At 61.0% G+C, this 12,513-nt stretch carries 9 protein-coding genes; 5 read left to right on the forward strand and 4 right to left on the reverse strand.

Annotated features, from left to right (window positions below; translation table 11 throughout):
• Window positions 1-165 precede the first annotated feature (165 nt).
• Entirely contained in the window at window positions 166-3,816 is a 3,651-nt protein-coding gene (pulA, locus tag BN4575_RS04760) for a pullulanase-type alpha-1,6-glucosidase (protein ID WP_256028895.1), read from the forward strand.
• Between the two features lie 199 nt (window positions 3,817-4,015).
• Here pulA and BN4575_RS04765 read toward each other — a convergent pair whose 3' ends face one another.
• On the reverse strand, window positions 4,016-6,472 hold the full coding sequence (locus BN4575_RS04765) for a zinc/cadmium/mercury/lead-transporting ATPase (protein ID WP_068977349.1): 2,457 nt from the start codon (window positions 6,470-6,472) through the stop codon (window positions 4,016-4,018).
• A gap of 227 nt (window positions 6,473-6,699) precedes the next feature.
• Between BN4575_RS04765 and tpx the strand changes: the two genes are divergently transcribed.
• Together tpx and BN4575_RS04775 are read left to right on the forward strand one after the other, a co-directional pair.
• Window positions 6,700-7,200, forward strand: a complete 501-nt coding sequence (tpx, locus tag BN4575_RS04770; RefSeq protein ID WP_068977350.1) for a thiol peroxidase — start codon at window positions 6,700-6,702, stop codon at window positions 7,198-7,200.
• A gap of 187 nt (window positions 7,201-7,387) precedes the next feature.
• The gene (locus BN4575_RS04775; RefSeq protein ID WP_042024183.1) at window positions 7,388-8,617 is read left to right on the forward strand and encodes a DEAD/DEAH box helicase; all 1,230 of its coding nucleotides are present in this window, start codon (window positions 7,388-7,390) and stop codon (window positions 8,615-8,617) included.
• 3 nt (window positions 8,618-8,620) lie between these two features.
• On the opposite strand, the gene BN4575_RS04780 is transcribed toward BN4575_RS04775, so the two are convergent.
• Complete coding sequence (locus tag BN4575_RS04780) at window positions 8,621-9,451, reverse strand: CPBP family intramembrane glutamic endopeptidase (RefSeq protein WP_068977351.1); 831 nt, start codon at window positions 9,449-9,451, stop codon at window positions 8,621-8,623.
• 119 nt (window positions 9,452-9,570) lie between these two features.
• On the opposite strand from BN4575_RS04780, the gene BN4575_RS04785 reads away from it, so the two are divergent.
• A complete protein-coding gene (locus BN4575_RS04785; protein WP_068977352.1) occupies window positions 9,571-10,317 on the forward strand; it encodes a substrate-binding periplasmic protein in 747 nt (248 codons plus the stop codon).
• A 117-nt stretch (window positions 10,318-10,434) separates the two neighbouring features.
• On the opposite strand, the gene BN4575_RS04790 is transcribed toward BN4575_RS04785, so the two are convergent.
• The gene (locus BN4575_RS04790) at window positions 10,435-10,731 is read right to left on the reverse strand and encodes a hypothetical protein (protein ID WP_042024188.1); all 297 of its coding nucleotides are present in this window, start codon (window positions 10,729-10,731) and stop codon (window positions 10,435-10,437) included.
• Between the two features lie 53 nt (window positions 10,732-10,784).
• Window positions 10,785-11,159, reverse strand: a complete 375-nt coding sequence (locus BN4575_RS04795; RefSeq protein ID WP_042024453.1) for a YacL family protein — start codon at window positions 11,157-11,159, stop codon at window positions 10,785-10,787.
• Window positions 11,160-11,368: 209 nt separating this feature from the next.
• Here BN4575_RS04795 and BN4575_RS04800 point away from each other — a divergent pair, with 209 nt between their 5' ends.
• The gene (locus BN4575_RS04800; protein WP_068977353.1) at window positions 11,369-12,484 is read left to right on the forward strand and encodes a sugar diacid recognition domain-containing protein; all 1,116 of its coding nucleotides are present in this window, start codon (window positions 11,369-11,371) and stop codon (window positions 12,482-12,484) included.
• Window positions 12,485-12,513 lie beyond the last annotated feature (29 nt).

The raw sequence follows: 12,513 nt of genomic DNA on the forward strand, positions 1-12,513 counted from the left end.
CCGGATCGAAGTTTCAACCTGAAAACGTTATCTTGTTGAATCTGGTTGCTTTTTTTTGCCGTGTTGCTCACGTTTGAATCGATTTTCGCTGATTAATATGGCACAGCCTGGCAATGACCGGGTGCTCGACTATCGAGACTAACTACAGCGGGAATTATAAAAATCATGGATATGAAAAAGACCAAAGTGGCGCTGGTAACAGCCTCACTGCTCGCGCTTTTGTCTGGCTGTAATGACAACAGCACATCTACTTCTACACCTGAACCTTCTGACGGACCTGTCGCTCGTCTACCCAAGATGGATCCCCCTAAGGAACTGCTGCAAGCAGGCCCCAACGAGGTGGTCATTGCGCTGGTGGATACCCAGTCGGCAGCCAAGGGAGCCAAGGCTCCTTTTGACAGCCACAGCCTGCATCTTTGGAACAAGGACGCCTGCCAGGCAACGGCTGACAGCGGCCTGAATACCGGATGGGATAACAAGAGCAAGACACCTGCCACCGCCGACAGCTTTGGTCCGGCCTGGGTGGTGCCGCTGGCCAAGCTGGAAGGGTGCATCAACTTCATTGCTCGCAACGGCGATCTGGCCAACCTGACCGGCAGCGACATGAAGGTGATCTTCAGTGAGCACCCGGATCGCACCGTGGCCATAGTCGCGGGCAAGAAAGATCTGTTTGGCAGTCGTGCCGAGGCCTTTACCGCCGCCTTCGGCGTGGCGGGTGCCAGCGCCCATCTGATTGATGGCAATACGCTGATCTGGCAAGGGGGCAAGGAGAAGCCCCACGTTCGTCTCTATTACACTGATTCGGGCACCATCAAGGCCAATGCTGATGGCGTGTTCGACTTCCCCTATATCACTCTGACGGCGACCAGCCTCAATGCCGAGCAGCAGGCCAAATATCCGCACCTCAAGGATGCGGCCGCCTTCGCTCTGCCCGCCGGTAAAGATCTCAAGCCCCTGCTCAAGGGGGAACTGGTGGCTATCGGCACTGATGCTGACGGCATCCTGCAGGGGGCAACCCTGGTGCAGAGCGCCGGTGCCCTCGATGCGCTCTATGCCCCCGAGGCGACCAAGCTCGGCTATGGCGCCGTGGTGGAGGGCAACCGGGTGACCTTCCGCCTCTGGGCGCCGACCGCCAAGTCGGTCAAGCTGGCCCTCTACAATTCCAACCACCAGAAGAGTGGCGAGGTAGCCATGACCTTCGACAGCGCCAGCGGCAGCTGGAGTTACGAAGGGGGCAGCGAGCTGATCGGCCAGTTCTACCGCTACGACATGGAGGTCTACCACCCGCTGAGCCGCAAGGTCGAGCACTATGAGGTGACCGATCCCTATTCGCTCAGTCTGGCGATGAACTCCGAGTTCAGTCAGGTGGTGAATCTCGACGATCCTGCGTTGAAACCGGAAGGGTGGGATAGCCTCAAGGCGCCCCACAGCCAGCAGAACCCTGCCGATATCACCATCTATGAGGCCCATGTTCGTGACCTGACCGGTAACGACGCCTCCACAGATGAAGAGAAGCGCGGCAAGTTTGTCGGCCTGACCCAGCCCGACTCTGTGCCGGTCAACCATCTGAAAGCCCTGGCAAAAAGCGGCGTCAGCCACCTGCACCTGCTGCCGGTGTTCGATATCGCCACCGTCAACGAAGATCCGGCCAAGGTGGCCAATATCAGCGATGACTTCAGCAAGCTCTGTCAGGTCAATCCCGATGTGAAAGGCTCGAAGTTTGGCGGCTACTGCGGTAGCGGTCAGACCGTCGGGCAGGTGCTGGATGCGCTCAAGGGCGGGGATAGCAAGGATAACCCGCAGGTGCAGGAGCTCTCCGGCTATCTGCGCGGCGTCGACTCCTTCAACTGGGGTTATGACCCCTACCACTACACCACGCCGGAAGGCTCTTACGCCACCAACGCCGAGGGGACCAAACGTATTCTGGAGTTCCGCGAGATGGTCAAGGCCATCAAGCAGAACATCGGCATGAACGTGGTGATGGACGTGGTCTACAACCACACCAACGAATCCGGGCTGGGCCCCAAGTCGGTGCTCGACAAGATCGTGCCCTGGTACTATCAGCGCCTCAATCCGGAGACTGGCTCGGTCGAGAACTCTACCTGCTGCTCCAACACTGCGCCGGAACACGCCATGTTCGCCAAGCTGATGGATGATTCCCTGGTGACCTGGGCGCGCGACTACAAGATCGACGCCTTCCGCTTCGACTTGATGGGCCACCACCCGAAAGATCAGATGGTGCAGGCGCTGGCCGCGGTGAAGAAGGTCAATCCCGAGATGTACTTCTACGGCGAGGGGTGGAACTTCGGCGAGGTTCAGGATGACAAGCGCTTCGTGCAGGCGACCCAGAAGCATCTGGGCGGTACCGGTATCGGCTCCTTCTCCGACCGCTTGCGTGATGCGGTGCGCGGCGGCAGCCCGTTCGACGGCGGCGACGACATCCGCAAGACCCAGGGCTTCGGCAACGGCGCCTACGTGGATTACAACGAGGTGAACGGCGTCGATCTCGCTACCGCCCTGCATCAGTCCGACCTGGTGCGCCTCGGCATGGCGGGCAACCTCAAGGAGTTCGTGCTGACCGACAAGGATGGCATGCCGAAGAAAGGCTCCGAGATTGACTACAACGGTCAACCTGCCGGTTATGCCCAGGATCCGGTGGAAGTGCAGAACTATGTCGACAAGCACGACAACCAGACCCTGTTCGACAACCTGATCTACAAGGTGCCTTTTGGATCAGACCTAGTGCGGATGCAGGGAGTATCGCTGGCGACCGCCATGCTGGGACAGGGTATCCCCTTCACCCACGCCGGTGTCGAGCTGCTGCGCTCCAAGTCCATGGAGCGGGACAGCTACGACTCGGGCGACTGGTACAACAAGGTCGACTACACCTTAGGCGACAACAACTTCGACAAGGGGTTGCCGCGCAAGGACAAGGATGGTGACAACTATCCGCTGATCGAGCAGGTGCTGGGCCAGCATGTCAAACCGAGCGGTGCCGACATGGCGACCATGGTGAGCTTCTATCAGGAGCTGGCGGAGCTGCGCAACTCCTCCCGTCTGCTGCGTCTTGGCAACGGTGCCGAGGTGATCAAGCGGGTCGACTTCCGCAACACTGGGCCGGATCAGACTCCAGGCCTGATCGTGATGACGGTGGATGATGGCAGCAAGGCTGGGGCGGATCTGGATCCGGCCATCGACGGTCTGGTGGTGATGATCAACGCCACCAACCAGAGCCAGAGCATCGGCGACTTCCGTGACGGCAACGATCAGCCCATCGACCTGACCGGTCTGCGGCTGAGCCCGGCTCACCACGCCAGCAACAGCATTGCCCGTGATGCCGCCGTCAATGGTGGAACCCTGACGCTGGGTGCCTGGTCTGCCGCCGTGTTCGTCAAGCCGCAGTCTGGCGCACAGGGTGCGGGCCTGCCGGTCAGCAAGAAGACCGACCTGAGTACGCTGCCACCGTTTGGCAACACCGCCGTTTATCTGAAGGGCTTCCTCGGTGAATGGGGTGAGGTCAACCAGATGACCTTCAGCGGCAACTTTATGTACGAGTTCACCACGGAAGTGAAGGCTGACAAGCTGGGCTCAACCGAGGTGAAGATTGCAGATGCCAGCTGGGGGCCAGTCAACTACGGCAGCTGCAACGTCGGTGACAAGCTGGTGGTCGGCACCCCGCTGACCCTTTGCAAGGGTGGAGATACCGGCAATATCGGTGTCGATCTGGCCAAGGTGGGCAACTACAAGTTTGTCTTTACCGCCATGAACAAGGAGAAGCCGACCCTGAGCGTCAGCGTGGCGGATGCAACGCCATAGGCAAACCCATTGAGTCCGGGGATGGCTCGGCGTCCCCGGGTTGAATTCCACCTCGCCAAGGGTGGGATAACTCCGAGAGAGTAAGCAAAGCGCGACTGCCGACCGGCAGACGCGCTTTTTCTTTTCCGCCACAGGATGCAAAAAAGCCGCCCCGGTTGGGGGCGGCAGTGGTCGTTTCACTGTTTCTGGTTGTGCGGGATCAGCGCTTGCGCAGCAGTCGCAGGGCGTTGGCGGTCACCAGCGCGGTGGCGCCGGTATCGGCCAGCACCGCAATCCACAGGCCGGTGATGCCGAGCAGGCTGGTGACCAGAAAGATGGCCTTCAGCCCCAGCGCCAGCGCGATATTCTGGTGAATATTGGCCAGTGCCGCCCGCGACAGCCGGATCATCGCCGCGATGCCACCGAGCTGGTTGTGGGTCAGCGCTGCATCGGCGGTCTCCAGCGCCACATCGGTGCCGCCCCCCATGGCGATGCCGATACTGGCCCGCTTCATGGCGGGGGCATCGTTGATGCCATCGCCGATCATGGCAACCTTCCGAGTGCTGGCCAGCTTGGCGATCTCTTCTACCTTGTTCTCCGGCAGCAGACCGGCGCGCCAGCCCATGCCCAGCTCGGTGGCGATCGCCTCGGCGGCGCGGGGGTTGTCACCGGTCAACATGATGCTCTGGAGTCCGAGCCGGTTGAGCTCTTGCAGCGCAGCCGCCGCCTCCGGCCGGATCTGATCCCGCAGCGCCAGCAGGGCGACCGGCAGCGCCTGGTCGCCGCTGCTCTGGCAGAGCACCACGACGGTCTTGCCCTGCTGCTCCAGCGTCCCAACCCGGGCCAGCTGTTCCGCATTAAGGGTCGCCACCCGGCTCGGTGCCAGCAGTTGCCACAGCTCACCGTTAATGAGGCCTTCAACACCCATGCCCGGCAGGGCGCGCAGGTCGCGGGCGTCCGCCAGCGAGAGTCCCTGTTCGCTCGCTTTGGCGACCACGGCGCGGGCCAGCGGGTGGTGTGAACCCTGCTCAATGGCAGCCGCCAGTGCCAGCAGCTCGGCCTCCGGCTGGCCATTGAGGCTGACCAGCTCGGTCAGCTGCGGCTTGCCCAGGGTCAGGGTGCCGGTCTTGTCAAAGGCGACAGTATCGATCTGGGCCAGTCGCTCCAGTGCGGCACCGCCCTTGATCAGCGCCCCCTGACGGGTAGCGGCGGCCAGCGCCGAGGTAACCGCCGCCGGGGTGGAGATAACCAGCGCGCAGGGGCAGCCGATGAGCAGCAGCGCCAGTCCGCGATAGATCCACTCGTCCCAGCTCTGGCCGAAGGCGAGCGGCGGGATAATGACGACCAGCAGGGCGATCAGCATCATGGCCGGGGTGTACCAGCGGCTGAAGCGGTCGATAAAGCGCTCGATGGGGGCGCGCTGACTCTCGGCCTCTTCGATGAGATGCAGGATGCGGTCGATGGCGTTGTTGCCGGGTTCGGAGACCACCTCAAGGCGCAGCACCCGATCGGCAGCCAGACTACCGGCCGGCACCTTGTCACCCTGGCGACGTTCCACCGGAATAGATTCGCCAGTCAGGGCGCTCTCGTCAAACGCCCCGAGGGCGTCGAGCAGACGAGCATCGGCGGGCAGGCGGGCACCCGGGGCGATTTCGATAATGTCGCCGGGACGCAGCTGGTCGGCTGCTACCTCTTCCCGAACCTCACCCTGGGCTATGGTGCGGATCCGCAGCGCCTTGTCGGGCACCAGTGCCATCAGGGCGGTGACCCCGGCCCGGGCGCGCCCGGCGGCGTAGGCCTCCAGATGTTCCCCCAGCATAAAGAGCAGCAGCACCATGGCCGCTTCGGCGGTTTCACCGAGGAACAGGGCGCCAAGCGCTGCCACCGTCATCAGGGTTTCGATGGCGAAAGGGGAGCCGCTTTTGGTCAGCGCCCACGCCTTGCGGGAGATGGGCCACAGGCCCCACAGGGTGGCCAAGGTAAACAGCGGCTGACCGAGCTCGCTCGGCAGCAGGGCGGCGACCAGCATCAGACCCGCCAGTGACAGGGGTTGCCAGTATTTGCCAAAAAAGTTGCCGAGCACCTTACCAAACAGATTGCCCAACAGGGGCGGCTGCGAATTATGCTCGCGGCCAGCTGTCTGACTGCCTGCGCTTTCCCCTTTGAGCTGGAAACCGGCGGCCAGCACGGCGGCGGTGACGGGATCGGGGGAGAGGCCGGGGGCCAGATCCACCACCAGTTTCTCGGTGGCAAACAGTACGCGCGCCTGCTGCACACCGTTCACCCGGCTGACGGCGGTCTCGATCTTGCGGGCACAGCTGGGGCAATCCATTCCCATCACCTGCCAGCTATGGCGGCTGTTGCCTTGTGCAGGCGTAACCAGCGGATCGGCAGGTGGCATATCGTGCTGATGTTCATGTTCATGGGCTGGCGATAAGGGGGCGCTGCAGCACGGCTGATCGTGACAACTTCCTCGGGGTGGCTCTTCATCCCCGGGAGATTCATTGACGTCACGGGATGAGTGCTCATGAGTCGTCTGGGCTGAGCAGCCACTGACGGGCGTGGCGTTGTCGCAGCAGTGGCTATCGTGGTGATGTTCACTCTGGCCGGATACCGCCTTGCTGACGGCCTTGATGGGGGTGGCGGCATGCTGGGTGGAGCAGCAGGATTTGCTCATGATGAGTCCCTCTTGATGGATCCCGCCCCTGCGAGATCCTTGATTACTGAGGGGAGTCTAAACCTTGGTGTTATATCCAAGGTCAATCCCTTTTATGGTGTTGACGTTTCGACTGGAGAGCGGGCTTTTACCTGGTATATCCCTGAGGTTGGCGGGTGTTTGTAAGCGCTGGCCACGCTTATACTGGAGGCCTGATTTTTACTACACCAATAAAAAGGACATAAAACATGAGCAACTCAGTCACTCTGCAAGGCAACCCGGTCTCCGTCGCTGGTCACTTCCCGGTAGCCGGTGAGCAAGCCAAGCCCTTCTCGCTGGTAGCCAAGGATCTCTCCGACCTGACCCTGGCAAGCTTTGCCGGTCAGCGTAAAATCCTGAACATCTTCCCGAGCGTCGATACCCCGACCTGTGCTACCTCTGTGCGCAAGTTCAACGAGCAGGCCAGCGCGCTGGAGAACACAGTCGTGCTGTGCATCTCCGCCGATCTGCCGTTTGCCCAGTCCCGCTTCTGCGGCGCCGAAGGTCTGGACAAGGTGGTGACTCTCTCCACCCTGCGTGGCGCTGATTTCATGCAGGCTTACGGTGTGGCCTTCTCTTCCGGCCCGCTGGTGGGGCTGACCGCTCGTGCCATCGTGGTGCTGGATGGTGATAACAAGGTACTGCACAGCGAGCTGGTCGCCGAAGTGGCCGACGAGCCGAACTACGCCGCGGCTCTCGCTGCGCTGTAATTTTCTCCTGCTGTGATTGCCCGGCGGCCAGCCCTGTCTGATGACAGGTGCTGGCCGTTTTCATTTCTGATGCCATTTCTCCGTTACTTCGCCGGTGCCTCTTTTAGCGAATGCCGGGCCACGCCCTTTTACTTATGGAGGCTGGCTGGCTAGACTTCGCCTCCCACTTCTTTGTTGACGTAGCGCCATGACCTTTAGTGAACTTGCCCTCCATCCCGCTCTGCTGGCCTCTTTGCCAGCCACCTTGCACAGCCCGACCCGCATCCAGCAGTTGGCCATTCCGGCGGCACTGGCGGGGCAGGATCTGTTGGCACTGGCCCAGACCGGCAGCGGCAAGACCCTGGCGTTTGGTTTACCGCTGCTGCAACGGCTGGATCCTGCCTCCAGCCAGGTTCAGGGGTTGATTCTGGTGCCGACCCGCGAGTTGGCGATTCAGGTCACTGCCGCGCTAACAGAGGGGGCCGAGGCGCTTGGACTGCGCATAGTGACGCTGTGTGGGGGCGTTGCGCAGGAGCGGCAACAGGCCGAGCTGGCGCACGGGCCACAGCTGCTGGTGGCAACGCCGGGGCGGCTGCGGGATCTGCTGACTCAGCAACTGCTGGGCTTGGATGGTCTGCAACTGCTGGTGCTGGATGAGGCGGATCGCCTGCTGGAGATGGGCTTTGCACCCGATATCAAGGCGCTGCTCGGCTTTATTCCGGCGGATCGCCAGACCCTGCTCTTCTCGGCCACTTTGCCTGTCGAACTGGAGACGCTGGCCAACGGCCTGTTGCGCGAGCCCATCCGCATCGAGGCCAATCCGCTCAACAGCGTGGTGAACGAGATTGAAGAGCAGCTCTTTTTGGTCAACAAGAGCAGCAAGGTACCGGCGCTGATCAGTTTGCTCAAGGAGCAAGAGTGGCCGCAGGTGCTGGTTTTTATCAGTGCGCGGGATGACGCCGATGGGGTGGCTAAGAAGCTGGCTAAAGCCGGCATTGCGGTAGCGTCCCTTCATGGCGAGAAGGATCAGGTGGTGCGCGAGCAGGCGCTCGCCGATTTCAAGGAGGGTCGGGTGCGGGTGCTGGTGGCTACCGATCTGATGGCGCGTGGCATCCATGTGGAGGCGCTGCCGGTGGTGATCAATCTGGACTTGCCCGCCAGCGCCCCCGTCTATGTGCACCGTATTGGCCGTACCGCCCGGGCTGGCCGCGAGGGGCTGGCTATCTCGCTGGTTTGCCATGGCGAGAGCGAGATCCTGACGGCTATTCGGACCTTGACCGGCCGCGAGCTGCCGCTGGGCGATCTGGCCGGATTCCCGGTGACCGACCAGCCCGCCAGCGGCGAGGGAAAGCGCCCGGCCCGTGACAAGCAGGCCAATCGTCGTACTCAGGCCAAGCGCAGCGTCAAGGCGTTCAAAGGCAAGACGCCACGCGGCTGAGGGTCATGTACGTGCCAGCGGGTAGGTAAAGAGCGCCAGATGGGCGAAGTTGAAGGCGAAGTGGATCAGGATTGCCACCGAGAGCCGCCCGCTTAGCTGGAATGCCAGGCCATAGCAGCAGCCAGCCAGGGTTGCAAACAGCGCCAGCAGTGGGCCGCCGGGCAGGTGGATGGCGCCGAACAGCATGGCGGCCACGACAATGGCCATCCAGGGGCGGTAGCGTTCTGCCAGCCTCTGCTGGATCGCGCCACGAAACAGCGCCTCTTCCGCCACACAGGTGAACAGCAGGTTGTTCAGGGCGAACAGCCACCACCAGTGAGGTAGTCCCACTTCCGGTCGCAATGCCCCCAACTGCCAGGCGATCACCTGCAGGGCCCCCAGCGGCAGCAGCAACATGGCCAGCGGCCGCCAACGGATGGCACCTCCTTTGCCGAGCAGGGTCGGGCAGGCCAGCAGCAAGCCGAAGAAGAGCAGCGGTTTGTCGAGGTTCAGGTACATGTTGAACGGCACGCTGGCGGGGCCCGCCAGCGCCTGATCCAGCACCTTGAGATTGCTGAAACCGGGAACCAGGTGCAGGGTCAGTGCCACTGCCCATGCCAACAGCACGCTCCATGCCAGGGTACGGCGATGGCCTGACAATGACGGCAGACGCCATGCCAGCAACAGGGCTGCCAGCGACACCGACAGGGCCGCAGTGGTGATGCGATCCAGCCAGAGCGCCAGTAGCAGGGCTACCGCCAGCAGCAGGAAACCGGGCAGCCGTTGTCGTGCCAGACAGAGCAGGGTGGCCAGCGCCAGTGCGCCCCAGATCAGGGTATCGGGTAGGGGTAACATCGAAACACCTCTGTAGTGAAAGGGCTGCACCTTAGCAGGGGCATCGTCCGCAAGGCAACTCGACCGGGTTTTCCAAGCCGCTCTCCTATACTCAGTAACAGAGTAAGAAGGGGGTGGTGATGAAGCGCTATGGGTGGTTGTTCTGTTGTTGGTGTGGATGGGTATCCGGTGCTCCGTTGTCGCTGGTGACCGGGGATTTTTCACCCTATACCGGCGCTGCGCTGGCGGATGGCGGTCAGAGTACCCGGCTGGTGACGACCCTGTTGCGCGAGGCGGGTTATCAGGATCTGAAGGTGGACTACCTGCCCTGGAACCGGGGTTATGAGCTGACTCGCAATGGTCTGGCATCCGCCACCTACCCCTACGCCTGGACGCGGGCACGGGCAAAACTCTTCTACTACAGTGCCCCCATCCATATCGATCACCTCTCCTGGTTTACCTATCGAGGCAGTGAGGCTGTGCTTGATGGCAAGTGGCAGGGGCTGCGGGTTTGTATTCCCGCGGGCTGGAGTACCAGCCACGCAGATGAGGTGATCGCCAGTTTCTCTTTGCAGCTCATTCGCCCCAAAACGCTGGCGCAGTGCTTGCGTATGCTCGAACTCAAGCGGGTTGACCTGATGCCGATGAACGATGCAGTCACGGCAGATGCCAGCATGGCGGTCTTTGGCGATCCCCATCACCTGCAGTCGTTACCCTATTTTCGCCAGAGTGATACCTTCTATTTGCTGGTTTCGCGTCAGGTACCGGGCGGGATCGAGCTGATAGAGCGGTTCAACGAAGCACTGGCGGCGGCTCGTGCCAGCGGTTATTACGACAAGCTGGTGCCCAGGGTGCAGCCCCGCTTGCTCCGCTGTGAGCAACAGTAAGTACTGAAGGGGATGACAGATACAACAAAGCCGGAGCAGTGGCTCCGGCTTTGATTTTTTCGGCGTTTAGTATCGCCGCAATGGGCGATACGCCGGCCAGTCGGTTTTCCCGGGGGATTAGCGACCGGATTCAGCGATCACGCGGGCGATGATATCGGCACGTTTGTCGGCTTTCAGCTCGCCCAGGGCGATCAGGCCTGCTTTGAAGATGACGTTCTTCGGCAGGCTGACGTCGTCCAGCGTGGCGATCGCTTCAATATGGATACCATTCAAACGGCTGGCATCGCGCGGGCTCAAGTTAACCTGAGTGTTCATCACTTGCTTGCCTTTCTTCTTGGCAGGCACGGCCGCTTTCTGGGTAGATTCCTGTTCTTCGTCTTCTGGCAGTTCGTCATCAAAATCGTAAATAGACATAGTCAATCCTGTTGGGTTAGGCAAAAGGGCAAGTTTGCCCGACATTGGGTTAATCAGCCCATATCCTCGTTACGGATAAAGGCGCGCCAGGAGCCGAGCACCTGGGCAAAATCTTCCAGCCCGCACATGGCCAGCTGTTCATCATCGTAGTAGGCGAGATCGTCAAGATCCTCATCCAGCTCGATATTGAGGGCGTTGGCTTTCACCTCCGCCTCTTCATGGGTCAGTAGCAGGGAGTAATCACCACCATTGAGCCGGTATTCGACCCGGGTGCGGTTGGATAGCTGGTCAATGATGGAGAATAGCTCGTCGAGCTTCTCTTCATCCTTGCCAACTTCGTCGATCAGCCACTGACCGATGGCTTCATGGCCCATGGAGAACCGGGCGCGATAGCCACCAAACGGGTCGCGGCGAAACTCATAATCCATAGCGCAGTCCATATCGGAGGGATGGGCCATCACGGACAGGCGGGTGCAAACACGCAATTCCTGCTCCATGGCGGGGCACACATCGGGTAAAGTGGCCTATTCTAGCGATCCCCCTCTCGCTTGTCTTGATGATGTGGCATCTTTGCGCCCATCTGCTGCGGGTTGGTGCCAGGCAGCACCGTCCAAACCGCCTATTGTCCGGAGATGTTATGCAGCTAAATGAGAGCCTTGCCCATCAGATAGTCAGTCGAGCGATGAAGATCCTGTCGTTCTCGGTCAACGTGATGGACGAGAGCGGCCTCATTATCGCTTCTGGTAATCCGGAGCGGATCCATCAGCGCCACGAAGGGGCCGTACTGGCATTGACCGAGAACCGGGTGGTGGAGATCAGCGAGGCGACAGCCCTGCAGCTCAAGGGGGTGCGGCCCGGTATCAATCTGCCCATCTCCTATCAGGGGGAACTGCTCGGGGTGATCGGTATTTCCGGCGATCCGGAAGAAGTTCGTGCTTACGCCGAGCTGGTGCGAATGACGGCAGAACTGATCCTGGAGCAGGCGGCACTCACCGAACAGCTGCAGTGGGACAAGCGCCACAAGGAGGAGCTGGTGCTGCAGCTTATCCGTGGCGAGGGGCGGGTCGATCAGCTGCAACAGGCGGCCCGTTTTCTCGGGCTGGATCTGGCCCAGCCTCGGGTGGTGGCCGTGCTGGCGCTGGAGGAGGCGGATCCCGCCCGGTTAAGAGAGCTGGTTCATCAGCTGGAAAACCCGGAGCGGGACAATTTAGTGGCCATCCATGGTCTCGACGAGATAGTGGTGCTCAAACCGGCGCAATTGAGCGATGGCGTCTGGCAATCGGAGCAGGAACGTAACCGGATCAAACAGCTGTTGGCGCGGATTCCCCACTTCAAGGTGCATATCGCGGTGGGCGATTACTTCGCTGGCATCGACGGGTTGACGCGCTCTTACCAGACGGCGCGGGATACCTTGCGCCGTGGCATGCGGCAGGCACCGCGCAAGCAGGTCTACTTCTTCGAGGATTACCGCTTACCGGTGCTGCTGGGGAGTCTGATGGACTCCTGGCAGGCGGATCAGTTGCGCGCCCCCTTGCTGAGGCTTGCCAAGGAGGACTCCAAAGGCGCTTTGCAGAAGACCCTGCGCCACTATTTCTTGCAGGATTGTGATCTGCATCGCTGTGCCGAGGCGCTGTTTATCCACCCCAATACCCTGCGTTATCGGCTGGGCCGGATCGAGCAGATAACCGGGTTGAATTTCAACAAGTTAGACGACAAATTTCAGCTTTATCTGGGGCTTAATCTGAGCATGTGATTGTGATTTTTTACAATTAATCTGCTTTT

The organism is Aeromonas sp. EERV15 (genome assembly GCF_900079845.1).
In the GTDB taxonomy this organism is placed as follows: domain Bacteria; phylum Pseudomonadota; class Gammaproteobacteria; order Enterobacterales; family Aeromonadaceae; genus Aeromonas; species Aeromonas sobria.